The 25,699-nt window shown below is 53.3% G+C and carries 25 protein-coding genes and 1 pseudogene; 10 read left to right on the forward strand and 16 right to left on the reverse strand.

Going from position 1 to position 25,699, the window contains the following annotated elements; translation table 11 throughout:
• Positions 1-16 precede the first annotated feature (16 nt).
• Entirely contained in the window at positions 17-1,615 is a 1,599-nt protein-coding gene (locus CpATCC19410_RS00240; protein WP_014400890.1) for an alpha-amylase family glycosyl hydrolase, read from the reverse strand.
• Positions 1,616-1,905: 290 nt separating this feature from the next.
• Here CpATCC19410_RS00240 and CpATCC19410_RS00245 point away from each other — a divergent pair, with 290 nt between their 5' ends.
• Positions 1,906-2,196 (forward strand): hypothetical protein, encoded by a 291-nt coding sequence (locus tag CpATCC19410_RS00245; protein ID WP_013240910.1) that lies wholly within the window; start codon positions 1,906-1,908, stop codon positions 2,194-2,196.
• Between the two features lie 156 nt (positions 2,197-2,352).
• On the opposite strand, the gene CpATCC19410_RS00250 is transcribed toward CpATCC19410_RS00245, so the two are convergent.
• The 5 genes from CpATCC19410_RS00250 to CpATCC19410_RS00270 form a co-directional block, all read right to left on the reverse strand.
• Entirely contained in the window at positions 2,353-3,627 is a 1,275-nt protein-coding gene (locus tag CpATCC19410_RS00250; protein ID WP_013240911.1) for an MFS transporter, read from the reverse strand.
• 634 nt (positions 3,628-4,261) lie between these two features.
• On the reverse strand, positions 4,262-4,471 hold the full coding sequence (locus CpATCC19410_RS00255) for a hypothetical protein (protein ID WP_014300367.1): 210 nt from the start codon (positions 4,469-4,471) through the stop codon (positions 4,262-4,264).
• 378 nt (positions 4,472-4,849) lie between these two features.
• Positions 4,850-5,494 (reverse strand): anti-sigma factor, encoded by a 645-nt coding sequence (locus CpATCC19410_RS00260; protein WP_013240912.1) that lies wholly within the window; start codon positions 5,492-5,494, stop codon positions 4,850-4,852.
• On the reverse strand, positions 5,491-6,078 hold the full coding sequence (locus CpATCC19410_RS00265) for a sigma-70 family RNA polymerase sigma factor (RefSeq protein ID WP_014400892.1): 588 nt from the start codon (positions 6,076-6,078) through the stop codon (positions 5,491-5,493). The genes CpATCC19410_RS00260 and CpATCC19410_RS00265 overlap by 4 nt, the downstream gene beginning before the upstream one ends.
• Positions 6,079-6,137: 59 nt before the next feature.
• Positions 6,138-6,431 (reverse strand): hypothetical protein, encoded by a 294-nt coding sequence (locus tag CpATCC19410_RS00270; protein WP_014400893.1) that lies wholly within the window; start codon positions 6,429-6,431, stop codon positions 6,138-6,140.
• Between the two features lie 357 nt (positions 6,432-6,788).
• Here CpATCC19410_RS00270 and CpATCC19410_RS00275 point away from each other — a divergent pair, with 357 nt between their 5' ends.
• Both CpATCC19410_RS00275 and CpATCC19410_RS00280 read left to right on the forward strand, forming a co-directional pair.
• Positions 6,789-8,426: a cytochrome c biogenesis protein DipZ gene (locus CpATCC19410_RS00275; protein ID WP_013240915.1), complete on the forward strand. Its 1,638-nt coding sequence runs from the start codon at positions 6,789-6,791 to the stop codon at positions 8,424-8,426.
• A gap of 205 nt (positions 8,427-8,631) precedes the next feature.
• Positions 8,632-9,258, forward strand: coding sequence for a hypothetical protein (locus CpATCC19410_RS00280; protein ID WP_013240916.1), 627 nt, complete (start codon positions 8,632-8,634; stop codon positions 9,256-9,258).
• 1 nt (position 9,259) lies between these two features.
• Here CpATCC19410_RS00280 and CpATCC19410_RS00285 read toward each other — a convergent pair whose 3' ends face one another.
• From CpATCC19410_RS00285 to CpATCC19410_RS00305, 5 genes are all read right to left on the reverse strand, one after another.
• Entirely contained in the window at positions 9,260-9,922 is a 663-nt protein-coding gene (locus CpATCC19410_RS00285; protein ID WP_014300370.1) for an ABC transporter permease, read from the reverse strand.
• Entirely contained in the window at positions 9,919-10,557 is a 639-nt protein-coding gene (locus tag CpATCC19410_RS00290) for an ABC transporter permease (protein WP_013240918.1), read from the reverse strand. Before CpATCC19410_RS00290 ends, CpATCC19410_RS00285 begins: the two co-directional genes overlap by 4 nt.
• On the reverse strand, positions 10,554-11,441 hold the full coding sequence (locus CpATCC19410_RS00295; RefSeq protein ID WP_014400895.1) for an ABC transporter ATP-binding protein: 888 nt from the start codon (positions 11,439-11,441) through the stop codon (positions 10,554-10,556). Before CpATCC19410_RS00295 ends, CpATCC19410_RS00290 begins: the two co-directional genes overlap by 4 nt.
• Positions 11,442-11,797: 356 nt before the next feature.
• Positions 11,798-11,965, reverse strand: coding sequence for an antitoxin (locus tag CpATCC19410_RS00300; RefSeq protein WP_013240920.1), 168 nt, complete (start codon positions 11,963-11,965; stop codon positions 11,798-11,800).
• A 76-nt stretch (positions 11,966-12,041) separates the two neighbouring features.
• Positions 12,042-13,379, reverse strand: coding sequence for a M20/M25/M40 family metallo-hydrolase (locus CpATCC19410_RS00305; RefSeq protein WP_013240921.1), 1,338 nt, complete (start codon positions 13,377-13,379; stop codon positions 12,042-12,044).
• Between the two features lie 203 nt (positions 13,380-13,582).
• Between CpATCC19410_RS00305 and bioB the strand changes: the two genes are divergently transcribed.
• A complete protein-coding gene (bioB, locus tag CpATCC19410_RS00310; RefSeq protein ID WP_013240922.1) occupies positions 13,583-14,578 on the forward strand; it encodes a biotin synthase BioB in 996 nt (331 codons plus the stop codon).
• A gap of 5 nt (positions 14,579-14,583) precedes the next feature.
• On the forward strand, positions 14,584-14,838 hold the full coding sequence (gene bsaP, locus CpATCC19410_RS00315) for a biotin synthase auxiliary protein BsaP (RefSeq protein ID WP_013240923.1): 255 nt from the start codon (positions 14,584-14,586) through the stop codon (positions 14,836-14,838).
• A 22-nt stretch (positions 14,839-14,860) separates the two neighbouring features.
• On the opposite strand, the gene CpATCC19410_RS00320 is transcribed toward bsaP, so the two are convergent.
• Complete coding sequence (locus CpATCC19410_RS00320) at positions 14,861-15,292, reverse strand: MepB family protein (RefSeq protein WP_013240924.1); 432 nt, start codon at positions 15,290-15,292, stop codon at positions 14,861-14,863.
• 100 nt (positions 15,293-15,392) lie between these two features.
• On the opposite strand from CpATCC19410_RS00320, the gene amn reads away from it, so the two are divergent.
• From amn to CpATCC19410_RS00335, 3 genes are all read left to right on the forward strand, one after another.
• Positions 15,393-16,802 carry an AMP nucleosidase gene (amn, locus tag CpATCC19410_RS00325; RefSeq protein WP_014300371.1) on the forward strand — a complete coding sequence of 470 codons (1,410 nt, stop codon included), beginning with the start codon at positions 15,393-15,395 and terminating at the stop codon, positions 16,800-16,802.
• Between the two features lie 91 nt (positions 16,803-16,893).
• The gene (locus CpATCC19410_RS00330) at positions 16,894-18,303 is read left to right on the forward strand and encodes a hypothetical protein (RefSeq protein WP_013240926.1); all 1,410 of its coding nucleotides are present in this window, start codon (positions 16,894-16,896) and stop codon (positions 18,301-18,303) included.
• Between the two features lie 338 nt (positions 18,304-18,641).
• Positions 18,642-19,778, forward strand: a complete 1,137-nt coding sequence (locus CpATCC19410_RS00335) for a glycoside hydrolase family 25 protein (RefSeq protein ID WP_013240927.1) — start codon at positions 18,642-18,644, stop codon at positions 19,776-19,778.
• A 54-nt stretch (positions 19,779-19,832) separates the two neighbouring features.
• Here the strand turns inward: CpATCC19410_RS00335 and CpATCC19410_RS00340 are convergent, their stop codons facing one another.
• The 3 genes from CpATCC19410_RS00340 to CpATCC19410_RS00350 form a co-directional block, all read right to left on the reverse strand.
• On the reverse strand, positions 19,833-20,918 hold the full coding sequence (locus CpATCC19410_RS00340) for an inositol-3-phosphate synthase (RefSeq protein ID WP_013240928.1): 1,086 nt from the start codon (positions 20,916-20,918) through the stop codon (positions 19,833-19,835).
• 228 nt (positions 20,919-21,146) lie between these two features.
• A complete protein-coding gene (locus CpATCC19410_RS00345; protein WP_013240929.1) occupies positions 21,147-21,884 on the reverse strand; it encodes a VIT1/CCC1 transporter family protein in 738 nt (245 codons plus the stop codon).
• Between the two features lie 319 nt (positions 21,885-22,203).
• Entirely contained in the window at positions 22,204-23,010 is an 807-nt protein-coding gene (locus CpATCC19410_RS00350) for an esterase/lipase family protein (RefSeq protein WP_014300374.1), read from the reverse strand.
• A 92-nt stretch (positions 23,011-23,102) separates the two neighbouring features.
• On the opposite strand from CpATCC19410_RS00350, the pseudogene CpATCC19410_RS00355 reads away from it, so the two are divergent.
• Positions 23,103-23,690 (forward strand): annotated as a pseudogene (locus CpATCC19410_RS00355) (nitroreductase family protein).
• Between the two features lie 37 nt (positions 23,691-23,727).
• Positions 23,728-24,285 (forward strand): gamma carbonic anhydrase family protein, encoded by a 558-nt coding sequence (locus tag CpATCC19410_RS00360; protein WP_013240932.1) that lies wholly within the window; start codon positions 23,728-23,730, stop codon positions 24,283-24,285.
• Here the strand turns inward: CpATCC19410_RS00360 and CpATCC19410_RS00365 are convergent.
• Positions 24,278-25,297, reverse strand: coding sequence for an ROK family protein (locus CpATCC19410_RS00365; RefSeq protein WP_013240933.1), 1,020 nt, complete (start codon positions 25,295-25,297; stop codon positions 24,278-24,280). The genes CpATCC19410_RS00360 and CpATCC19410_RS00365 overlap by 8 nt on opposite strands.
• Positions 25,298-25,699 lie beyond the last annotated feature (402 nt).

A 25,699-nucleotide genomic window follows, 5' to 3' on the forward strand; every position in this document is an offset into this window, starting at 1 on the left:
TGTTGTGGAGTTAGCCTTAAGCTAATTCCACCACTACTCCCGATGACGGCCCCAAGTGCACGGTGTTGTCCTCCACTCGGGCGTCGCCGGAGCTCACGATGATGGTCGCCGGGGACTCTAGAGTGATGCTATCTGCGGTGTCGCCGGCATTAAGGGCTACTGCACAGCGCTTTCCGTCTGAGGATTCTCTGCGATAAGCGAGGATTCGGGAGTTATCGTGTGCCCACAGGAATGAGAAGTCGCTGTCTGCGTGCAGCTCTGGATGTTGCGACCGCAGCCCGATGAGCTTTTGTATGAAGGGGCGTAACGCCGCGGGATCCAGCATTTGCGAGGCCGCATCCGGGGCATCAGCGGCTGTGTCTTGTGGAAGATATAGCTCCTCTGTTTGTGCGCTGGAGAACCCGTAGTTTTTCTTCGCCGCATCCCACTGCATTGGCGTGCGGGTACCAGTGCGTTGGTATCCGCCCTCTTTAGTTGGGATATCGAGGTAGCGCATGCCAATTTCATCGCCATAGTAGATGAATGGGACGCCGGGCATGGTGAGTAGAAACATGAAGAACAGGCGGCGCTCGGCATCGTTGAGCCGAGGCGCAAGACGCGGGGTGTCATGATTGCAAGAGATTAGGCTGAAGTACCCAAGATCGCGGATCTGCTCATATTGCGGCCAGTATTGGTCGATGAACTCCTGTGGCGAGGTTCCGGACACCTGCTTGAAAAAGCTGAGGTCTTCGCTGCGCCCTAGCGGATCGTCTGTGTTGCGGGCCAAGATGTTATAGCCGTTGTTGCGCCAATCTAGGTAAAAGTCCATGTCAAAGCCGGCCTTAAGCGCCTGAATAGGCTTGCCCCATTCTGAGACAAATGCCGCCTCAGGGTAGTCATTGCGGAATCTCGCAAAGATTTTCTGCCACACCTTGATGGTTTCTTGTTTATCTTCACCATCAAATTTGACCAAGGAATCGGCCATGTCTACTCGGAAACCGTCCGCGCCTTTGTCCAACCAGTAGCGCATGATGTTGGCCATCTCTTCTTGGTTAGCTACCGGACCAGGGGCATCAACGCTTTGCTGCCAGGGGCGTGTTTTCTTGTTAAAGCCATAGTTGAGTGCCGGTTGGCTCTTGAAAAAATTGAGGATATAGGTGCCATTGCGGGGTGCCTCGCCTCCGATGAAGGGAAGGCCGTCGCCGTTATCAAAGGCGTGAGATGTCCAGATGTAGCGATCCGAATACTGGTTGGGTTCTGCTTTACAGGAATACTGGAACCAGTCGTTCTGCTCACTGGTGTGTCCGGGGACAAGGTCGAGTAGAACTTTGATCCCTCTGTTGTGGGCTTCCGTGAATAGCTTTTCTAGGTCAGCATTAGTGCCGTAGCGCGGTGCCACTGTGTAGTAATCGCGGACGTCGTATCCTGCGTCCTTAAAGGGGGAATCGAAGCAAGGGTTGATCCATAACGCGTTTGCGCCAAGGTCGGCTATGTAATCAAGCTTGTCGACGATCCCCTGTATGTCGCCGATTCCATCACCGTTAGAATCGTAGAAACTTTGCGGATAGATCTCATAAAAGATCGCCGTTTCAAGCCATGCAGGAGGAACGGGAAGTCCGTTTCGAGGGTTAAACATGCTTCTCCATTCTACCGACGGTTGTGTTTACGGAAATGCGCAATGAGCTAAACATGGTGCTTTTTGCTTGCGAAATGAAAGGCCCACCAGGAGCAGCTGCAGCTAGTTTGTTGACCAGGTGAAAAGGGTGTTGTTTTCATTAATTAAGCAATACCATTTCCATTAATGAAACATGTTGAAAATCTTTGAGATTGGTGTTATTTTCAGTTTATAGATCTTGTTGAAAATAACGGAGCGGGGCTGAAACGCCAATAGTTTCGGGTGCCGCTTATTGGAAAAAGGAGTTCACCATGTCCTGTACAACCCATGCAGAGCACACCCACACCCACGGCCCTGAGTGCGGTCACGTAGCTGTTCCTCACGGTGATCACGTTGATTACGTCCATGACGGCCACCTCCACCGTGAACATGAGGGCCACTGGGATGAGTGCGAGACCACCGAGCATCATGTTCATGAGAACCACGATCACCAGCATGGCCCTGAGTGCGGTCACGTAGCTGTTCCTCACGGTGACCATGTGGACTACATCCACGATGGACACCGCCACGCTTTTCATGAGGGCCACTGGGACGATCACTAAATAGTTCGTATCCTCACTACTGAAAGCCCCCTGGCAGTTGGACTGAGAAATCAGGAACCAACTGGCAGGGGGCTTTTGTGGGCTGGTGGCGGCTGTCTATTATCTGAGTCCATTTGGGTGTTTTTTGCCTATAGCGACGTTTATATTTGGAGTTTTCTAGCAAGAAGGTGAGGAAGTAACCGTCTTCCCGCGAGTGGCGATGCGCAGCGCTCGCCACGTTGGCGGTAGCACTGTAAAAAGCATCGTGCCGAGGCCAGCGACAACAAGTGCCAAGCTGGGGCCGATGCTAGTGATGACCGGGGCACCAACGATATAGCCAACGAGCATTGCTGAGTTATTAACCGTGCCCATTGTTGATAGTGCTTTGGACTTGATCGCTGGTCGTACACTGCCGACAATGACTATCCTGAGCGCGGCAACCTGGAGAGCATTACAGACTCCGGCCAGCGCAAAGAATGGGATACATACAAGAAGTGACGGCACGAATCCCGGAATGGCGATGCACAAACCCATGGCGGCGCCAGCCTTAACCAAGGTAGGCAGCGCGTTGGTCTCGGTGAGGCGTGCGGAAATGCGTGCGCCAAAAATGCGCCCTGCGATGAAGCCTTGGGCCACGATTGCGTAAATAAGTCCACTCGCCTGGAGCGTCTCCGTGGCGTAGAAGACGAGAGCCACGTTGTAGATGGACGTAAAAATGATGGCGGCCCAGATGCTTGTCAGTGCTTGGCGCGTGTGAGGTTGAGTAAGGAGCAGCGCGGGAGCCTCAAGGATGCTGCGGAAAATTTTGAGCGGTTTCCGCCCGGTATTGGTGCTATTAATCTGTGCAAAGTTTTTGCGGAGACGAAAACCTAGTATGCATAACACAAGGAATGAGCCTGCAACGGCTGCAGCTTCGTAGGCCAGTGCAGTGCTCAGGGTTCCAAAATCTAAAAGAAGGCCACCCAGCGCAGGTCCTGCGAAGCTTCCGCTGAGCCGTGCGGTGTCAAGGAGGGAAAATACGTGTGCCTGATTGTGCGATGGTGCGCATTCTTCCGCGATCACAAAATAGGCTGGGATAGACAAGCCACTTAATGTAGCCACCACAACGTTTCCGGCAATGAGGAACGCTGGTTCGGGGAAGAAACACAAAAGTACCAGAGCGACACATTCTATGAATGCGGCAGTCTGTGCGACGGTAAGTGGCCTAAACCTGTCAAAAAAAGGCGTGAGGAGCGGTGATAAAAATACCTGTGCACAAGCTCCTGAGATGAGAACTGCGGACACTAGTGCTTCGCCACTTTCACGCGAAGCAAAGTGAAGTGAAATAGCAAGCGACGTCATTGCCCCACAGGTGGCCACGAAAAAGTAGGTGACGGCAAGGGCATAGATGGAACCTAGTTTCTTGCCGTCACCTGGAAAAAATCGTGGGCACGTTATGATCTCCTCACCCAATGGTTTACCGAAACATCAGAAGGATTGGTTCCGATTGTTTGAAATAGTGCGGAAGGTGGGCGTCGCGGAAAAGGTCTTTTTTCTGTGAAAAGAAGTCCATGTCATACCATGTGACTCCAAAATGGACAGTTGCGCTGCCGTCTTTGGAAAGATTCACTGAGAACAAATTGCCAATCATAAGAGGTTCCCGGCTGATTAGAGCCCATTTCTGCAAGTCTTATGTCTGACTGTTCTACTTGACGGAGACAGTTCTTCAAGCTGGCTTCATCAGGAAGGCGGATTGAAACTTTGCTTTCGGCTACGGCCTCTCGACCTTGAGTACGCGAAGGTGTCGACCCCCTAGAGCTTCGATTTTTTGGGGATTGTTTGAAAAATGAACATTCCGTCCCAATTTTATATGAATTAGAACACTGCTAAAAAATAAGTGTTGAAAATCATATTTGTCAATAGGGGGTGGTGGGGTCATCATTGATGGCGCCTGTGAAAGACATCAGGTACCTCAGCTAAAAATGACGGGGAAATTGAGACATCTGTTGAATTTCTCCTTATGGCAAGAAATGAGTTGTCATTGAGTACCTGCACTGAGGTCACAAAGAAGCTTGCTGAACAGCACAAGCATGTATCAAAGAAACAGTTATCGACGAATTTTGTGAGTACCCACGGGAGCGTCCTCACGAGGGTTGCGCCGTGTTGCTGCACCTGGGGGAGAAACACCAGCAAGCTCTGTTTCAAGTTGAGGCGGGAGCTTGTCGAAGAATTTAGTGTCGCTCCGATCAAGTGTGTGGGCATGGGGCTCGGCCTTGATGTTGGCATGTTGCTGGGTCGTGACATTCGTTGCAAGCACTCACACCTAATAAAAAGACCTGAAAACCTATCTGGCCGTATTCAATTAGCTATCATCGAACGTCCTGGCGTCTGGCGGTAGCGCCTCCGGATCATGAAAACTACAGGGTAAATAAGTCATACCGGAACCAGCGACAATCCTCATTATCGGGGATAAACACAATGTAAAGGGTGAAACCGGGAGCATATCCGGTAAGCGATTGCGCTAGACGTTGAGCTCAAAAGTTGCGTTGGTGGCCGTCCCGCGCGGTCGCCATACACACTCGATAATGTTCGAAAACTATAGTTTGTTTGACTACATCGCACTGGCCAATAGAGGTGCAGGGCCAACCGAGTACTGCGGCACCGGTTAGCCCCTCACACTGTGCACGGCAGTCACTTACACATCTACTACGGCAAGGACTGTGCCCTGTGGCTGAGAGCTGCCCTTGAGTGGCTCCTCAGTAATCATCACCTTTGAGGTTTCCCCTGGTAATGGCATCCATACTCCATCGTGATCCTCGGGTCCGATAACGCCGGCGGATTTTGTGGAGCCGTCTGCCATCACTGCCCATACCTGTGCGCCCATGCCTTCGCTGAGTTTGGGTGCACCATCAACAAGCGCGCCGCCCTCATTCATTGACGAGGACACAACAATGTCCAGTGATGCGCCCATGGCATGAGTGTTGGCCTGGCGTACATCAGAAGCCGCTAGAATACTGTGCATTTCTGCATGCGGGTCTGCTTGTGGCCAAAATGCAAAGCCGCCAGCGATTATGGCTACCGACGCCGCCACGGCAAGAAACCCACGCGTAAACTTACGGCGCCCAGATAGCGGAATAACATCCGCAATAGGCTCAGCTGGGACATCGATCGGCGGCGCATGCGTTGCTTCTGGTTCCTCTTGGGGAATATCGGCAATGGCATCGAGGATGTTGTCTCGTAATTGCGCCGAGGGGATTATTGGTGCAGGTGCCTGCGCCAACAGGGCTTCGACATCGTGTGGGAAATCGTCGAAAGGTTCGCTGTGTCCTGTGGGGGTCATTGTGCACCTCCTTGCATGAGGCTCATCGCTGAGCGAAGTTTTTTTAATCCATCTCTGACCCGGGTTTTGGCAGTACCAAGGGGAACTCCGGTGGCCTGGGCAATTTCGGGGTGAGTTAGACCGGAGAAATAAGCCAGCATGATGGCGGTGCGGTGTGGTTCGCCGATGGCGTCGACAAGCTTGCGAACTCGCTGCGATTCCAGCGATTCCACTGCTTCTTCCTCGGCTGCGTGCCACGTTGTGGTTTGCTCTAGGAAGTCTTTGTTGTCGCGCTGTTTGGTGGCTACGTCGGAACGCAAGCGATCGATTGCTCGCAAGCGTGTGAGTCGTAGCGCCCAGGAACGGGCACCGCCTTTGGCTGGGTCGTAACTTTTAGCGCTGCGCCACAGCTCAATGAATACCTCTTGGATGACTTCCTCGGCTTGCGCACGATCATGAATGATCTGTGCTGCCAAACCCAACATTTGCGGGGCCAGTAGGTCATACAGGGCGGCGAATGCCCGCTGGTCGCCGTGAGCGCTGGCAACAAGCAGGTTATCGGGGTCCATGACCGGTAACTCTACAACGGAAAGGGTGGAAATCATGAACTATTAGTGAGGTGTTAAGGCTGTGGTCGCAGGATAGACATAAGAAACCTCAGGATTTAGTGCTTCATAGCGTCGCTGGGTTCTGTATGTTCCATGCGATCCATGTGGTCTTTGCCGTCCATGCCTTCTCTGTGCTCCATGCGATCCATGGCGTCCTTGGGCATGGCGTCTTTTGTCATAGCATCCTCCTTGGTCATGGCATCCTTAGACATTGCATCGGAGGGCTGGGAAGATTCGCTCGTGGACGTCTGGCTGGCGGGAGCTGGATCGTCTCCGCAGGCTGTGAGGCCGAGGGCAGCTGCAGAGAATGCGCCGATGATAAGTGCCTTACGGATCGTGGTGTTCTTCATAGAGGTCAGTGCTCCTTATACAAGACTGAGTTTCTGATGCAATGCGCGTTTTATGTTCCGCGCTTATTGAGTACTTCGGAGCTGTTGTGTGCGTTGGATTGGAAAAATAAAAACAACTGTGAATTTCATTGATTTGATAACAGTTCCAATGTTTCTACCTGTGTAATTGCGATTATCCAATCTGAAAGTTTCTTATGTTCCGTACTTCTTAATAACGGCTCGTGCACTGCACCATTGCTGCCATTGTTGTTGCGTCGTGAGTGCGAAGGGAGCCGCCGCGCATGGTTGCAACCAGAAGGTGCCGTGCTCCCAAAAGATTGTTAAAGCTGAAATATAAAAGCACATAAAGGAACACACATGCTTGAACTCATTTTGATCGGGCTTATCGGTGGCATCGTTACCGGTATATCTCCGTGTATTCTTCCGGTTCTTCCGGTCGTTTTGGCGGTTTCCGTAGACCGTAAACCTACCCATGTGATTTCTGGCCTGGCCCTTAGCTTTGCCACTATTACTTTGGTGGGAACTCTGATCCTTGGTGCGCTGGGATTGCCTAAGGATGTGCTGCGATGGGGAGGCATTATCTTGCTGGTCCTGGTGGGCGTAGGCATGATTGTGCCTAAGCTCGGCGAGTGGATCGAGGCACCATTTAACCGCATTCCGCGCCCAACATCGCTACAGCTCAAAGCGCGTAATAAAGGCGGCTTTGCTATTGGCCTAGCGCTGGGAGCTGTGTATGTTCCATGTGCGGGACCGATTCTTGCAGCTATTACGGTTGCCGGCGCAACTGGCGATATTGGACTTTCTACGGTGATCTTGACCGTAGCGTTTGCCATAGGCGCAAGCCTTCCACTGCTCATTTTTGCTCTCGCAGGTAACAAGATGGGTGAGCGTATCGACGCCGTCCGGAAGCATCGGGGCATCGTCGGCGCAATTATCCTGGCGCTGGCGCTGGCACTGGCTTTGAATGTTCCCGAGAAACTGCAGCGCAGCCTTCCTGACTGGACTGCCGGTGTGCAGGAGCGACTGAGCGATAACGAGGCTGTTCAGAATGCCCTCAGCAACGGAAATGGCAACCTAGATTCTTGCCGTAGGGCTGATAAGGGCAGCCTGCAAGACTGCGGATCGGCGCCAGAATTTGAGGGTTTGACCGGATGGTTTAACACCGATAAACCAGTGGGAACCCATGATGGCAAGGTGACTTTGGTCGATTTCTGGGCTTATGCATGCATCAACTGCCAGCGAGCAGGTGAACACATTACTAAGTTGTATGACACGTATAAGGATGCCGGACTTGAGGTAGTGGGCGTGCACGCGCCCGAGTATGGCTTTGAGCATGAGGCTGCCAACGTGCGCGCAGCGGCAAAGCGTGAGGGGATTAACTATCCAGTAGCGCAAGATAATGACTTTGCTACCTGGAAGAAGTTTAACAATCGATACTGGCCAGCACGGTATTTGATTGATACTAAGGGTAATGTGCGCCATATTCATGAGGGAGAGGGCGCTTATGCGGAGACTGAGCAGCTTGTTCGCCAGCTTCTCAAGCAAGCTAACCCCGATGTTCAGCTACCTGATCCTATTGAAACTGGTGGTGGAACAGATTCTAAGCTCACCGAGCAGCGCAATCCGGAGACTTACTTGGGTGCTGAACGTGCCCGTTTCTTTAACAATAATAATTATGGCCTGGGAGAACGCGACTTTACGTATAAAGAGCCCAGGAAGGGACAGTACTCGCTCAGCGGTAAGTGGGACGTGAAAAATGATCACATCGTTCCTGTTAAAGATGCAAAACTGTCGATCAACGTACACGCAGCTAAGGTTCAACTTGTGGTATCGGGACAAGGAAAAGTGAAAGCTACTTTCCCTGATGGTAGTGACAAAACTTTTGATGTATCCGACGGCACAATAGACGTCTATGACGCAGATAAGCCTCTTGACGGCATAATTTCTTTGGAAATCGAGCCAAGTGTAACGGCATACTCGCTTACTTTCGGGTAACACTGAAGATCTGTAAACGGGAGAGCACTCATAGGATGAATGCTCTCCCGTTTTTTATTCGTTTGCTTATGTGTTTCCCGGTGTAATGAATTTTACCCACCAAAGGGGTAAAAAACACCGACACTTTCCCTCTTGTAGCACATTTTCTACCCTTTTGCGCGTGTTTGTGAGAGAGTCAAAAAGAGTTAAAGGAGTGGAAAGCGTTATGGGGTTTTTGCCTTACGAGGCATTCGAGGGGGAAGTAGCACCTGTCGCGTCTGCCAGTGATGCGGAAATCATCGCTGGTGTGAAAGCGATTGTAAAAGCTGAGGGGCCGGTGTTGGGCTCTCGTCTTTTTGTAGCGTACTGCCGTGCTTCAAACCAGAAATTAGGTCGGCGGATTCGTGAACGCCTCATGTTCGCATTAGAGCAAGCCCTTAACTCTGGTGACATAGTAGCTGACATACCCTTTACTCGATCCAACGCTGAAGCCATGGTGCTTCGTCCTCGCTCTAGACCTGCAGTAGTGGTGCGTTCATTAGGTCCGCGTTCCCTCGAGCAAGTTCCGTTAGCGGAACTTCAGACCGTTATGTGCGGCATTGAGGCGGAGAATCCAAAGATAGGCAAAGGGGATTTGTACAAGCAAACCCTAATTTTTTATGACCGTTGGGGGAAGTTGAGCAATAAAGTACGCTTGATTTTAGATCCAGCTTATGACGCTGGTGGCCTCGGCGGTGAAGGATCGCGCCCCGCCATTAGCCGTCCGTATGCTTCTGGGCGGACGCCTGGATATCCTGGACAACGGCGGGGGAGATACCGGACTACGGTCCGAAAAGCTATGCGTGATTGGTAGATTATGCTGTTGCGCTGTGTGCCCCAGTGGTTCGCTGAAACATAGAAAGTACTAGGTCAAGGATCAGCGCTAACACAATAACCAAAACGGAACCAGCAAGCATCTCTATATAGTCGCGAGCCTTTAGGCCATGGAAGATGAAACGTCCGAGCCCTACGTCTGACGTATAAGCTGCAAGGGTTGCCGTGGCCGTGATTTGTAATGTTGCTGAGCGTATACCGCCTACGAGCACGGCGGCACCCAAGGGGAGTTCCACGTTTTTAATAATCTGCCACTCCGTGTAACCCATAGCGCGCGCAGCATCCACGGTGTCATGATCTGTGCTGGCAACTCCTGCATAAGCTCCGGCTAGCAATGAAGGAATAGCGAGTATCACTAGGGCTATGAGTGGTGCTTCTAATCCGATACCTAAGGCAAGGCCGAAGATCGTAAGCAATCCAAGTGTGGGTAGCGCGCGTGCGGCACCGCTGATCGCTCCTACTATTGCGGAGCCTCGTCCGGTATGTCCAATAGCTACACCGACTGGGATAGCAAAGGCGGCAGCAATGGCCACGGCTGCCAGGCTGATTCCTATGTGCTCACCAATACGGGCAAGATATCCGGTGGGCCCCCACCACTGAGAAGCCGTAGTGAGTAGGGCAAAGAGATCGGAAAACCAACTCATTTCTTTATCACCGACCAAGGTGCGAGTACGCGTTGAAGGATGAGACAGAGGACGTCGAAAAGCACCGCGAGTATGACTACAGCACCTATACCAGTGAGTACCTCAGCAGTAATATTGCGTTGAAAACCATCAGTAAACAGTGTTCCCAGGCTAGACACTCCTATTAATGCGCCGATGGTCACCAGGCCAATAGTGGAGACACCGAGCACGCGAATGCCGGAGATTAATACCGGAATAGCAAGAGGCAGATCAACCTTTAACGCAACCTGGGGCGCACTCATGCCTTGGGCAGATGCGGACATGCGCACGTCCTCAGGTATGGAACGAAAAGCATCTGTTGCAGTACGTGCAAGAAGAGCGACTCCATAGATGCATAGCGCGATAATGACGTTAGTATCTGATCGCAGGGGTACTCCCACGATGAAAGGAACCAATATCAGCATAGGAAGGGCGGGGATTGTATAAGCCAGGGAGGCCGCGGATACCACTAGGTTTCCTACGCGCGGATTGCGGGCGGCAAACATGCCGATGGGGATGGAGACCGCGATACTAATAAGGATTGCTGGAATACTGAGGAAGAGATGGGCTGCTGCCATATCCAGCACATATGGCCACGCATGACGTAGCCACCTCATGAGTCTGCACCTAGTCGACCGACCGGACGACCTTGCTTATCCACGACAACCCGTGAGCCACCGATGACCGTGGTGTGCAAGTCTCTATCTGACCGATGGGTGCCCATGAACTGGGCGACAAAATCATTGGCTGGTTGTGCGAAAATTTCCGTGGGCGTTCCAACTTGGGCAATCTTTCCGCCTTTTTCTAGCACCACGATGTTATCGCCTAAGAGGAAGGCCTCATCGACATCATGGGTCACCACCACCACGGTTTTATGCAGGCGGGCCTGTAACTCAATGAGTTGTTGCTGTAGTGCGCGCCGCACGATCGGGTCGACCGCACCAAAAGGCTCATCCATCAACAGAATGTCTGGGTCTGCGGCAAGTGCGCGGGCGACGCCAACGCGCTGCTGCTGTCCGCCGGAAAGCTCACCGGGATAGCGGTTTTCAAAGCTGGGGTCGAGCTCTACTGTTTCTAGGGCCAGCCGGGCGCGTCGGATAGCTTCCTCTTTGGGCTCGCGGTTAAGCAGGGGAACCGTTGTCACATTATCCAGCACCTTGCGGTGAGGGAGGAGGCCGCCGCTTTGAATGACGTACCCGATGGATCTGCGAAGCTCTACGGGATCGACATCGGCCACGTTTCGGCCGCGCACGTGAACCTCTCCAGACGTGGGTTCAACCATTCGGTTAATCATTCTCAGGAGCGTGGTTTTGCCGCAGCCGGAGGAACCAACAAAAACGGTGGTTTGATTTTCTGGAATAACAAGGTTGAAGTTGTTCACAGCATTTTCTGTTGGCGTTTGCTTTTCAGATGCTGTGCCTGCTGGCATCTTATTTTTCTTGTCACCTTTTTCTTTGCGGGGGTTAGCGTAGCTCTTGCTGACGTCGATAAATTCGATCATTGATTGCTGCTTCCGTTGGCTTTATGCCGCTTGGTGACGTGAAATGGATAATGTCTGCTTAAGGATTATATGAATATTTACTGTGTTATACGATAATTCCCTGTTCTAGCTATTAAAAAGTGGAGTGTGGAATCTGGTGGTTTGGCTATAAGCGTGACCTATAGAGGGTTCTATGGGGCCATCATACTGATTTAGCTCCGAGCGGTCCGGGAGCAGCCGAACTTTGGTTGGCTAAGTGCTTTGACGCGCTCGGTGACTTTGTACACTCGGTATTTCAATGCTGCTGCTCTTTGTGTCAGCGTAAAAGTAACCCCCTGCCGATCCGCGTAATTTTGCAGTCGAAGCAGGGGGAGAAATTACTTTTCGTCTAATTTCTTCTTTACGGCCTCTTGGACCTGGTCGACTTTGTCTGCAAACTTGCCGTCGGTTTTCTCGTCGACAAGATCGCCAACTTTTTCTACCGCATCCTTTACCTTGTCGGCGTTTTGATCTAGCAGTTCTTTAGCCTTGTTGAGGATGTCCATGAGATTCTCCTTGCGTTGAGGGGCAGTTATCACATTTAAGGGTAATACAACCTGTGCATATGAGGGCGGGATTAGATCATGAGTGTTCTAGGAAGCGGGTTACAAGTCGGTGATAGCCGGCAACGGTGAGTTCCAAATCTTCTAGGTAAAGAAACTCATCATGGGAGTGAAGTTGCGCGTGCGCGTGTCCCAACGTGCGCTGTTTGGCGTGTACTGCAAAGCCATAGCCCACGCCGCCTGCGCGCCGGGCAAAGCGCAGGTCAGAGCCGCCGGGTGCGATCATGGGGACCACGGTGGACTCGGGGAAGAATTCCAGCAGCGTATCTCTCATAGCGTTATAGAGTGGCGAGTCTGTGGGGGAGATAGTGGCCTCTTCGCTGATGAGGTGTTCGATGGTGACCTCGGGTGCTAAATCGGCTAGGGCTTGGTTGAGTAGCTGGTCAACGTATTCGTCCGACTGTCCAGGGAGGGTTCGAATGTCCATTTCTAGCCATGCGTGGCTGGGTAGAACGTTGATGGCTTGGCCGGCGCGGAGGACTGTTTGGGCGATGGTGAGGTGTGAGATGGCATGGCCAAATGCTGCGAGTTCGCCGAGGGATTTGTAGGAATCGGGGTGGCCGTCGAGAAGCTTGCGCTCTGTGTCTGGGTCAAAGCGGAACGCGCGTACAAAGCCGTGCCATGTGTCGTCGCTGCGCACTGATGGTTGGATACTAGCTATACGACGCGCCACCTCGCCGATCTTTGCAATGGCGCTGTCCTTTTGGAATGGCGCCGAACCATGGCCGGCGTCGCCATGGACGTGGAGCCTGCGTTGCGCAGCGCCCTTTTCGCCGATGTAGACGATCACGGAGTCGGAACCATCTGCGCCTGGAAGGTGAGAGCCACCGGTCTCCGACACGCAGTTTTTCCAACTGAACGCGTCCGGGTGGTGTTCGCGGAGCCACTGAGCTCCTAAACCGCCACGAGCCTCTTCATCTGCGATGCCTACAAAGTAAAGGGTGCCGTGATTGGATTTTTTCCGTGCTACTTCGCGGGTCACGGCTGCCATTGTCGCGGTGATAAAGAGCATGTCTACGGTGCCGCGGCCGTACATTTTCCCATCTTCTATGAGTGCCTCAAAGGGTGGCTTGGTCCATTTCTTCTCATCCACGGGCACCACATCTGTGTGCCCTAGCAGCGTAAGCGGCTCGGCGGTGGGGTCGTTGCCGGGGACCGTAACCACGATGGTTACACGTCCTGGGTGAGACTCGTAGCGGTCGATGGTGACGGCCTCGCCGGCAAAGAATTCCTCTAGAGTGTCGGCATTTCGGACTTCTTGTCCTGAATCGGGGGTGAGGTCGTTGACGCAGGCGTTCTGCACCATGCGGGTGAGCAATGAAAGCGTGTCCGAGTAGAGCGTCATGTGCCCCAGCATATGCTGATCCGGGGGTAAAAGGGGTGAATTAGGGGGCTCGTGGATGAAATCTGCGTGGAAATTTAAACAGTGTTCAGGAGATGGGGCTAGGATTCTTGAACGTTGATCAAGTGATGTGCGTTGGCTTCTTACCACCACATCTCGCACGACGATGAATGCACGCACACAGCGCTCGCGGGTGCTGACGCTGAGGAGGAAACCCCATGACTGACATTCTGGAACTTGCCCGGACCAAGGTTCTTGAGGAAGGCAACGGCCTGAATAAGGACGAGGTCCTCCAAGTGCTCACACTAGAAGAAGACAGAATCCCTGAACTCCTTGCGCTCGCACACGAGGTGCGCCTCAAGTGGTGTGGGGAAGAAGTCGAGGTAGAAGGCATTATCTCCCTGAAGACGGGTGGTTGCCCTGAAGACTGCCACTTCTGCTCCCAGTCCGGCCTTTTTGAGTCCCCCGTTCGTTCCGCATGGCTCGATATCGCGGGGCTTGTGGAAGCCGCAAAACAAACACAGAAGTCTGGTGCCACCGAATTTTGCATTGTTGCTGCGGTAAAAGGCCCGGACGAGCGCCTTATGAGCCAGCTGGAAGAGGCAGTAGCTGCTATCAAATCTGAGGTGGATATTGAGGTGGCGGCGTCGATAGGCATCCTTACCCAGGAGCAAGTCGACCGGCTCAAGGCGGCGGGCGTGCACCGCTACAACCACAACCTAGAAACTGCGCGATCGTACTTTCCCAACGTTGTTACCACTCATTCATGGGAATCGCGCCGTGAAACTCTGCGCATGATCGGGGAGGCCGGCATGGAGGTCTGTTCCGGCGGCATCATCGGCATGGGTGAAACGCTGGAACAACGAGCAGAATTTGCCTGTGACCTGGCAGAGCTCAATCCCACTGAAGTCCCCATGAACTTCCTTGATCCGCGCCCGGGCACCCCATTTGCAGATCTGGACGTTATGGAAACCCCCGATGCATTGCGGGCAATTGGGGCATTCCGACTTGCGCTGCCCAAGACCATCCTCCGATTTGCCGGTGGGCGCGAGCTCACCCTGGGGGATCTGGGCACCGAACAAGGTTTGCTCGGCGGCATCAACGCGGTGATCGTGGGTAATTACCTGACCACGCTGGGCCGTCCAATGGAAGATGACCTGGATATGCTGGGCAAACTGCGTCTTCCCATTAAGGCCCTGAACGCGAGCGTCTAAGTAACATGAAAACCACATCAACCGAGCTTATCCAGGTAATGCTTGCTAACGAGCCCCCGCTCTTTCACCCCAACACCGGACAAGAAATCGCTGCGGGAGAGACAATCAGGCTTTCTCCCTCGGCGCGCGCCGGGCTGGAAGCCCCGCGTTTTTGCCAGATCTGCGGGCGTCGCATGGTGGTGCAAGTGCGTCCCGACGGCTGGGAGGCAACCTGTTCGCGGCATGGCACGGTGGATTCCGTGTATCTGGGGCGGCGCTGAAAACTGGGGATAGATTGGTGCTTCAGTAGCAGCTAAACGCGGGCGCTTGGGCGCGTTGTGCGGCGGTGGCCTGTGGATTGAGATCAGTGCACCAGCTTGGATATACCCGGAAACCACGTTTGCCTGCGGAACACCCTGCGGTAATACCTAGGCGCTCAAGGTGTTCTGCAGTAAATGTAAAGACTCCCCGGTGCGTGCCCTGCTCCACAAACACCAGTAACCCGCCTTGTGCATTTTGCGTGCTAAACGGTGTGGTTTTCCCGGCTTTGTCCCGAGTCCAAAAAGCTACAAAAGCACCTTTCTTGGTCGGTGTGGTGCGCGCCGTACGTATATGCCATGTGGTCCCTGCAATTTCTGTGATCCCAGACTGGTAGTCACTATTTTGCGGCTCGGGAGTGACGCGGCAGTTCAGACCTTTGGCTGTTGCATATTGTTCAAAGCTTTTAAACGTCATGTACGGCTTTCTTTTTTTATGTCCTGCGTCCGGGCCCTGATACAGCTACTCTAGACAAAGAGAATCCTTAGAAAAATCTAGAAAGTAAGGTGTAGTGGCAATGAAAAAAGGCGTGGGTGCGGACGTAGTACAACAGTTGGAGGAGATCTACGCGGCGTCGATAAGCCTTGCCAAGGAGATCCTAGAGACTGGCGAGTACGGGCGCTACTGCGATGTAGTTTATCCCAAGCTCATAGTGAAGATCCTTAGCTGGCACCCCGTTGATCGCACCGAGCCTTTTGGTTATGTGGACGCTGCAGGATGCTACTCGGCGGTGCTCTCTAAGCCGGAGTTGATCCATGATTACCTTTGTGAACAGCTGGAACGTCTCTGTGCAAATTATGAATGCGTGATTACCGTGGAACCTTCCACAGTGCGCATTCCACCGGAGTATATAGACGGAATAGAAGGCGTAACCGAGGCTCGTCGTGCAGGTGATGTAGCTGCCGAAATCCCACGACCTACCTTGGATGACGTTGATGATGCCATTATCGACGGCGAATGGGATGCCTTCCACGGCGAGGAAAAACCGCTCTTCCATTTCACCCCGCAGCGTTTTGATATTGCGTGTGCGCGCATCCAGCATTACACCGGAATTTCCCCAGCTAGCGTGCAAAAATACATACTTTTTACAAACTATTCCATGCATGCTCGGGAATTTGTGAACTTTGGGCTATGCGAGCTGTCGCGGGAAGGATCGCGTTACAGCGCATTGGTGCTTCCCGACGGCCACAAGATCACGCGCGACCAGGCGGAGCATATTGATCGGGAAAGCCTGAGCCTGGAATCCAGGTTCCAAATGCCGCGCTATGACCTAGTGGCGGAAGACGGAATGGGCATCACCATGATCAATATCGGTGTGGGACCGTCCAATGCCAAGACGATTACGGACTGCCTTGCTGTGCTTCGACCGGAAGCGTGGGTGATGATCGGGCATTGCGCTGGACTTGACGGCCGCATGCGGATCGGTGACCTTATTCTGGGGAACGCCTACCAGCGCGATGACCACCTCCTTGACGACCATATTCCTCTTGATCTGCCTATACCCGCAGTTCCAGAGGTTCAGCGTGCCCTGGAAGCGAGTGTTCGGGAGGTATATGGCGAGGATCTTTCCTTGATGCGTACCGGCACCGTCCTCTCCACCGACGACCGCAACTGGGAATGGCACACCCCGCAAAAACTATGGAAACTACTCCGAGGCTCTACTGCAGCTGCCTGTGACATGGAATCGGCAACGCTAGCGGCTAATGGATACCGCTATCGCATTCCTTATGGCACCTTGCTTTCCGTTTCTGACCTTCCGCTTCATGCCGTTCCTAAACTGCCGGCTGCAGCGCAAACCTTCTATGCAAATTCCAAGCAGGCGCATGTGATGTGTGCGGTACATGCCATGGAGCTTCTTGCTCTTACTCCGGAAAAACTGCGGACGAGGAAGTTACGCCGTACGATCGGGGAGGTGCCATTCAGATAACCTATTGAGTCAATAGGGGTAAAGATGGCCTGATGTAATTTGGCTCTGCAATCTGGCTCGAAGGGGCGTGTGATTCTTGCGAAAGCTAACAATGGCCATACTTTGCAGTACTGCATTGGCTCTGGGCGCATGCGGAAGTATGGGGAAAGCGGGCGGCCCGAGCAATGCGTTGTCTATAGAACAAACAACGCAGATAGACAGCGCAGACGGGATTGATGCCTCCAAACTGCTCTTTTCCTCTTCCCAAGCCGTTGTTATCGCCGGTGATTCTGTGGGGCAGAAGTGGGAGGGCGCGAAAGCAGCGGTGAAGCGGGGCGCGCCGCTGCTGGTGCGCACTGCCGATAACGCGTCGGCCATTGATTCGGAGATAAAGCGCCTCGGGGCTCAAGACGTTATTAAGATTGACGAGCCTCAGGCCCCGGACCCGGAAATTTCCGAGGCCAACATTGCCGATAAAATCTCGCAGCTCACGCCCGAATCCCCGCTTTTTAACGGCGGCGCGTCCATCCTGGTCTCCGGGCACACCACGGCCGCTGATGTAGCCACCGCACGCGCGTCGGGGGCCAATGTGGAGTACCTGTCTTCGGGCGATGCGCGTGAAAGCTCTGCGCTATCCGCTGATCCCGACGCTCATGTGGTTGCCCTGGGTCCAAGTTTTGCCAACAAAGAACGCTTTAATCGCCAGGTAGAGATGATTAGCCATGGTGAGGTCCCCGGTGGCGGGCATCTCATTTTCCCCTCGCATCGCGTGGTAGCTCTCTACGGTCATCCTTCCGGCGGGGCGCTGGGAGTGCTTGGCGAGCAACCTGCTGAGGAAGCCGTAAACAGGGTGAATGATTTAGTGGGTAAGTATCAGGCCATTGCACCGGAAGAGAGCATGATCCCCGCCTTTGAGATCATTGCTACCGTGGCGAGCTCGTCAGCAGGGCCGGATGGCAATTATTCCAATGAGGGGAACGTTGATGAGCTGCGCCCGTGGGTTGAAGCGATTGGTGATGCTGGAGGCATAGCGATTCTTGATCTACAACCTGGCAGCGCAAGCTTCCTTGAACAGGCACAACAATTTGAGGAATTGCTGAAACTACCGCACGTCGGACTGGCGATAGATCCCGAGTGGCGGCTTAAGCCGGGGGAGAAACCCATGGAGAGGGTCGGCAGTGTTGGGGCGGGGGAAGTGAACCAGACTGCTGCGTGGCTGCGGGACCTGGTAAAAGATAACGAGCTCCCGCAGAAAGTCTTTGTTGTGCACCAATTTCAGCATCAGATGGTGCAGAACAGGGAAACCTTGGACACCACGGCACCGGAACTTTCGTGGGTTCTTCACGCAGATGGCCACGGAACCGCGGGCGATAAGTTTGCCACGTGGGATATGGTGCGGAAGAATCTGCAGCCCGAGTTCTACCTTGCGTGGAAGAACTTTATCGATGAGGATCAGCCGATGTTCACCCCCGAGCAGACGTTTAAGATCGAGCCTCGGCCTTGGTTTGTGTCCTATCAATAAAGCACAAGGACAGTAACTATTTTGTCACTGTCGCTCATAGCGGAAAGATTCTCCGCTATGAGTGGGATGAACAAACCAAGAAGCTCACGTGGACTACTTTTGAACAGTTAGGTGCATCGCTTGTAGAGGATGCGGGTGGGGTAATAGGGGAGGCAAATTGCTAAAAATTTTTGGGTCCTTAACGGACCCTTTAATTGTTCAACGGGTTGGAAACATCTGTTCTGTGCAGCGATTTTCTAGTTTATCCCGGGGTTCTCGAGTGCTTTAAGGCCTAAAAGACAATAATTGTTACGAATGTTACTTATGTGACTAGTGAGATTATTGGTAGGGTGGCGATCATGATGAAAACCCGTCGTCTGAAGACTGCCCTTTGCACAGTTCTTGCCTCGTCCACTTTTGCCGTTGCCTCGGTCCAAGCCATTCCGCTTCCTTTTCCGCTCGGTGCTTCCTCAGGCATAGACGTTTCGGGCCATCAGCACCCTAACAGCAGCAGTATTAACTGGAAGGACGTAAAATCCCACGGACAGTCCTTTGCTTTTGTTAAAGCAACAGAGGGGCTGGGCTGGACCAATGACTTTTATGCCAGTGACATTACTCAAGCCGCAGCTCAAGGGCTGAAGGTAGGGTCGTATCACTACGCCCGTCCGGGCGCTGACGCACGGCAGCAGGCGCGTCACTACGCCAATGTCATCTCTCATACGCCGAACCATTCCTTGCCGCCTGTCCTGGATCTTGAGGTAGCTGAGGGGAAAACCCCGCAGGAGCTGGTCAACTGGACACGAGATTTTGTTCAGGAGCTGGAAAAGCAGACCGGTCGCGTCCCCATGATCTACACCTACCGGTACTTCTGGATTGAGCAGATGGCTAACACCACTGAGTTCTCGCAGTACCCACTCTGGCTTGCGGCATATCAGGCGCAGGTACCCGGGACCGTGGGCGGCTGGGATCAGATTGATTTCTGGCAGCGCTCCAGCTCCGGACGCATTAACGGCATCGTCGGCGACGTAGATATGAACCTGTTTAACGGTGACGACGGCGAACTCGCCGCTTTTGCTGCAGGTAATCTCCACGCTGCGGGCAACAAGTTCGCCTCGATCAACCTTCCCGAGCTGGCCGATTTGGGTAAGAACGCAGGGGGCGTAGTAGCAGTTATTCTGGCTTTGAGCGCCGGAGCAGCTGCTGCACCACAACTGATTCAAGCCGCCGAGGCCGCAGGCCTAAGCTCCGAGGGGGCTCAGGACCTCACCACTGTGTTACAAGCTTTGGCCAAGGCAGGAAAACTCCCAGTGGATCAGCTTAACAAGATGGCTAGTGGTAATTACACCGTTGGTGACCTGATTATTCTGCTGGATAACGCAGCCCACATTGCGGGACTGGATGAAGGCCAGAGCTCTAAAGCTGCGATGCGCGCAGATGAGCTTAATATCGACGCCAACCAGGTTGCACAGGTACTTCGCAGCCTCGCCGCCCGCTAATCGACGGCAACACGTACCCCTGGGATATCTCATCCTCAGGGGGTTTGTTGCGTTTTAGCTAGGGTCGCCGGCGATAAATGACTCTAGTTCCGCGCGGGCGTGTTCGTCGCGAAGCTGCTTTGGAGGGGACTTCATCAAATACGAGGACGCTGCGAATACTGGGCCACCGAGTCGACGATCTTGAGCGATCTTGGCGGCACGGATAGCGTCGATGATGATGCCGGCAGAGTTAGGGGAATCCCATACTTCCAGATTGTACTCAAGGTTAAGCGGCACATCCCCAAACGCGGTGCCCTCCAAGCGAACATAAGCCCACTTGCGGTCATCCAGCCAGCCGACGTAGTCCGATGGGCCAATATGGACGTCGTGTGCCTCGATGTGTTGATCCAAGTTAGAGGTGACAGCCTGCGTCTTGGAGATTTTCTTGGACTCTAGGCGCTCGCGTTCGAGCATATTTTTAAAGTCCATGTTGCCGCCGACGTTAAGCTGCATCGTGCGATCAAGATGTACGCCGCGATCCTCAAACAATTTTGCTAGCACGCGGTGGGTGATTGTGGCCCCTACCTGTGATTTAATGTCATCGCCCACGATGGGAACCCCGGCCTTCTCAAATTTTTCCGCCCACTCTGGATCGGAGGCAATGAACACGGGGAGGGCGTTAACAAAGGCCACTTTGGCGTCGATAGCGCACTGCGCGTAGAACTTATCCGCTTCCTCGGAACCGACTGGAAGATAAGAGACCAGGACATCCGCGCGGACATCTTTTAGGGTTTGAGTAACGTCTACTGGGTCAGCATCGGATTCTGTGATGGTTTGGCGGTAGTACTTTCCCAATCCATCCAGCGTGGGACCCCGTTGAATGGTGACGCCTTGTTCGGGGACGTCGCAGATTTTGATCGTGCAATTTTCGGAGGCATTGATGGCATGAGAAAGGTCTAGACCAACCTTTTCTTTGTCCACATCAAAGGCGGCAACAAACTCAATATCGCCTACGTGATAATCGCCAAATTGCACGTGCATGAGACCGGGGACATTGGTATTGGGATCGGCGTCTTTGTAATATTCCACCCCCTGGATAAGGGAAGAAGCACAGTTCCCAACCCCAGCGATGGCCACACGGATAGTTCTGTTGTTACTCATGCAGATTCCTCTTTAGTCGCAAGCGGTGGCGGGAAGAGGGGGCGCAAACCGCAACCTCGTCCCTATGATGCACGCCACTATATCGAGGCTTTTATGCAGGTAAGAATAGGAATTGCGTTTGTGTATCGGTTCAGTGAATCGGTTCACTGGCGTTGACCAGCGGGTAGAAAAAGCAAAAATTTTTGTTTTTTGTAGGGATATGAAGAACAAAAACCTCAAGAGGGGGTGCTAGAGGACTCCTCCGAAAAGTGCGCCTGCTCCATAGGTGAGAACTAACCCGATGGTGCCGCCGATCACCAGGCGTAAAACGGAACGCATCCGTGACGTGCCGGCGATGGCTGCAGAGAGATATCCGGTAATAGCTAGAGCGATGATGGTGATCGAGCTGACCGCGATGATGCCTATAGCGCTGTTCTCCTGAGGGGCGATGACCACCATGAGCAAGGGGAGAATGGCTCCCACGGTGAAGGCGGCTGCGGAAGAAAAAGCAGCGTGCCATGGGCTGGTCAGGTCTTGGGCGTCGATGCCGTATTCGATGCGCAAGTGCGCAGGGAAGGGATCATTGCGCCCGATTTCGGTAGCCGCCTGTAAAGCGGTTTCCTCTGTCATTCCGTACCCTGAAAGGATTTTTGCGATCTCTTGTCGCTCTTCATCGGGAGTATGAAGCAGTTCTAGTCGTTCGCGTTCCATGACCATATGCTCTGAGTCGCGTTGTGCAGAGACTGACACAAACTCTCCCAGGGCCATGGAAATGGCACCAGCTATCGTAGCGGCAACGCCGGAAGCCAAAATGGCGCCGTGACTTACATCAGTAGCTATTACGCCAAGGATAAGGGCGGAGACGGAAACGATTCCGTCGTTAGCTCCGAGCACGCCAGCCCTCAGCCAGTTGAGGCGGGAGTTAAGCCGATTTGATTGCTCTTTTTGAGCGGCTGGCTGCGTGGTGTTGTGGTCGGGGAGCGTCATGATGACCCTGCATACGGTAGAAAGCGGCATTACTCAATAAACGGGAGTCTCCTGTCGATTGTGTCCTAAGGAGTGGCGGAGGGCAAGGATTGGAAACCTACCCTTAGCAGGGAAAACCTACCCTTTTTTGGCGGAACACGCATGGATCTTGCTAAAAAATTTGATTTGTCCTCTGATCATTGAGGATCGTTGAAATCGGTGAGATAATGCGGGTTTGTCTTTCGAGGGAGACCCTCAGGCTTTCTCTGCGGATGCTGCCGATGCTCTGGAGGAAGTCTTCTCGTTCGCCTTGAATTGAGCTTGTGCAGCGTCAGTAGTGTCAAGCGTTATGTTCGGTGCGCACGTGCTTTTTAGTAGTAAGACGTTCCACTCGTTCTAGCTCGCTGAGCACGATGCGTCGTACGCGGCGGTCATGAGGGACATCCTCGTGGAGGACTATTGCACGCTTTGATACTGCTTGCACATAAATATTGCGGACGAGGGGGCCTGCGAGGAAACAAGATTCCGCTGGCTGAATGATGGTATCGGATTTTGTAGTAATGCAGGAGTAATAGATGCCGGGCAGCGTATCGCCGTTAGCGTTGAGCTCTTGGATGAGGTCGCTTTCGGCAAGCATCTCAAATCCTGAGGCACCGAAAAAGTTGGTGATGATGGAATCGACCACAACTGTACCGCGAGCGGTGCGGGTAAGAGGGCTGATAACGCCACCGTGAGAAGTGCCATGATTAGGAACAGCAAGGCAGATTAGGTGTGATACATAGCGTGCTCCGCCCAGATGATGCATCCAATACCTGGCTAGGATTCCTCCCTGAGAATGCCCAACGAGGATCACTTGCTTGGCACCGGTGACCTTGAGCACTGCATGGATGTATGCGCCAACTTGGTCTGCTGATTCTGCCACTGCGGCCGTTGAGCGCATTCCAAAATCGGGTGCAAAAACTGCGTAGCCTTTCTTGCGTAGATCTGTGCCTAGTTCCATCCAATCGCCTTTGGTCACCCCGGTGCCGTGAATCAAAATCACAGGGTAGGGGTTGTGTGGTGTGGGGCGGGCGCGCCAGTCATCCTCAAAGAGACCTCGTGCGGGAAGTCGCGCGGAGAGCGGCAGAGAGGCGTCGATAACTGCCATGGAGAACGTGACCTCCTTTGCGATTGCGTCCTGTGGGGGATACTTTCGTACCATACCTAAGAAAATTAGTGAGTGTTTTTAAGGAGTTTCCCGTGTCCCTTACTGTTGCTGAGGCAATTGCGAATCGCCGTGCTACTCGTAAATACACAGAGCAGGAGGTGAGCGACGTGGTGCTTGATGCCGTCGTTTCACAAGCTCTTCAGGCACCGAGCGCCTTTAATGCGCAGCGTGCAGACTTGGTGGTAGTCTGAGATCAAGCGATCAAAGATAAGATTTTTGAAGCTTCGGGGCAAAAGCAGCTTCGCGACGCCCCAGTAGTCCTCATCACAGTCGCGCGTGCCGACGTTCCCGAGGATCTCGATGAAGTCCTTGGAGCGGAGCGTGCGACGTTTGTGCGCAATGTTTTAGCTGATGCCGATGCCGCGCATCTACGTGAGACGGCGCTCAAAGACGCTATGTTGGTAGCAGGCTTTGCGTTGATCGCCGCTCAAGGTGAAGGCCTGGCCACCTCGCCCACCACAGGTTGGGATGAGGCGAAAATTCTTGCTGCTATAGGCTTAGCGGACCGCAGTGATCGCGCTGTGGGGTTGGTTATCGGTATGGGATACCCTGCGGAATTTCCAGCGCATCCCGGTCGAGCCGAGAGCCGTCGAGTTGATAACGGTTATGCACGCGGCTGAGTTTGTCTGACGGTAGTGAAGCGCTAAAGGAGAATTTGTGAATCCTGGTCCGATTATTTTGCCATTTAACGGCAAAACTCCGCGAGTTCACGAGACCGCTTTTATCGCGCCGAACGCTACCTTGATCGGCGACGTAGAGATAGCGGCGCATGCCTCTGTGTTTTATGGATGTGTTTTAAGGGCGGACATCAACATGATCCGTGTGGGCGCCCGAACCAATATTCAAGATAATTCAGTGTTGCATGTCGACGGCGATGCACCGTGCATCCTAGGCGAGGACGTTACTGTGGGGCATATGGCTTTAGTGCATGGCTCTACCGTGGGGAGCGGGGCTCTGGTGGGTATGCACTCTGCATTGCTTTCGCACTCGGTTGTTGGCCAGGGAAGCTTGATTGCTGCAGGGGCCGTAGTACTTGAGGGACAAGAAATACCCGCCGGGGTCCTTGCTGCGGGGGTTCCGGCTAAAGTCCGGCGGGAGCTTTCCTCTGAGCAATCGGCGGGTTTTATCTCGCATGCCGGCAGATATGTGCATACTGCCAGCATGCACAGGGAGCTTGGGGCGGGCCTGAGTTTGGATCAGGTGCGCTTTAGCTAGCAGCTCGCCTGCGCTTAGTGATTAGTCGTTTAGCTAGTCCCAGAGGGTCTTCTATAAGTCGATCCATTGCGATGGCGCGAGCGGCAGCGCGGGCGTTATCAAGATGAGTGGGGATCACTCGGATCTCCAACTTATCCTTTGTTCCGTGGGGCGACTTACGCAGTGCTTGTCCTACCGCCAGAGCATCCTCGGAGTTCTCAAAAGCGGAGCCGGCAAGGACGAGAACTTTTGGTCGTGCTTGCTCGACTAAGGCCACAGCGGCGGCCCCTAGAGAAGATGCCCCGTGGATATTCTCATCGAGCGGTAGCACCATTACTTCTTGGGGATTTTGAAGCGCCGCTCCGATGGAATCATCGGCGTAAAAAATGAGTGAGTTGGCGGGCACATCGGGGTTTTGTGCCTGCTGCTCAGCACCTGCAATCGCCGTAATAGCACTGGTGATGGCCACGGGAACGGAAATGCGGTTATAAATTCGTCCGGCGAGATCTACGCCTTCCCATCCGAGATTTTTTGCTGTAACAAGACCGAGGTCATTGACGTAACCCGATGTTGCAATGCCTACGTTGGCCAGCGGAAGCTCGCTAAGCTCTGCGATCTCACGGATGGTTGTGGATAGTGTCTCAGCATATTGATCTGCGCTCATCTGCGACGGGGTAATGTCAAGGATTTTTTCCTGTATCACTGCGCCACGAGTGCTGCATGCGCCTACATATGTGGTCTTGGTTCCTACAGCTAAACCAATCTGCACCCATGGAGATGCAGAAAGCTCGATGGGGATAGTGGGGCGCCCTGGTCCATTGGGAATGGAGAGGTCTGGTCTTTCTCGGACAAGCTTTACTTCCATGAGTGCGGCGACGGCTCGGGTCACGGTGGGCTGGGATTTTCCGGAGCCGTGGACAAGCTTGGAACGCGTCACCGGTTGGAAGTGCCTGATGAGGTGTAGGCACGATGCAGCCGGTGCTGACGGCTGAGTAAAAGAAGGGATATTCCTCAAATGGCTGCGCGTGTGCATAATAAAATTCTATAGCGATAGACCGCGCAGTCTAAATTATTCACCCCTTGTTGCCCGACTTTAGTAACCTGTGAGCAGCTTAAATATAGATATGAAGTATTTAAATAGACTGATCAGTATAGTTTTTGTAGAATATTTGGGATGAAGAAAAAGTCTTGCTGAGCGGTGTGTTTTTCAAAAATGATTTGCAAAAAAGTTTTTGGGTCAAATTTCACTATTTAAGCTTTGGACCTTCTTGGGTAAAGGTGGATGCCGGCATGTGATAGGGAGGATTGACCGCGAATTGGGGGATAGCTACCCCCGGCTGTATTTCCTGACGGTCCGGGATGTTGGGGATGTTATGAGCGTTGCTGGGGGAGGGGTGGCCATTTCTCCATGTCATGTGACATGGGCGACATGAAT

Source organism: Corynebacterium pseudotuberculosis, assembly GCF_002155265.1.
GTDB lineage: Bacteria > Actinomycetota > Actinomycetes > Mycobacteriales > Mycobacteriaceae > Corynebacterium > Corynebacterium pseudotuberculosis.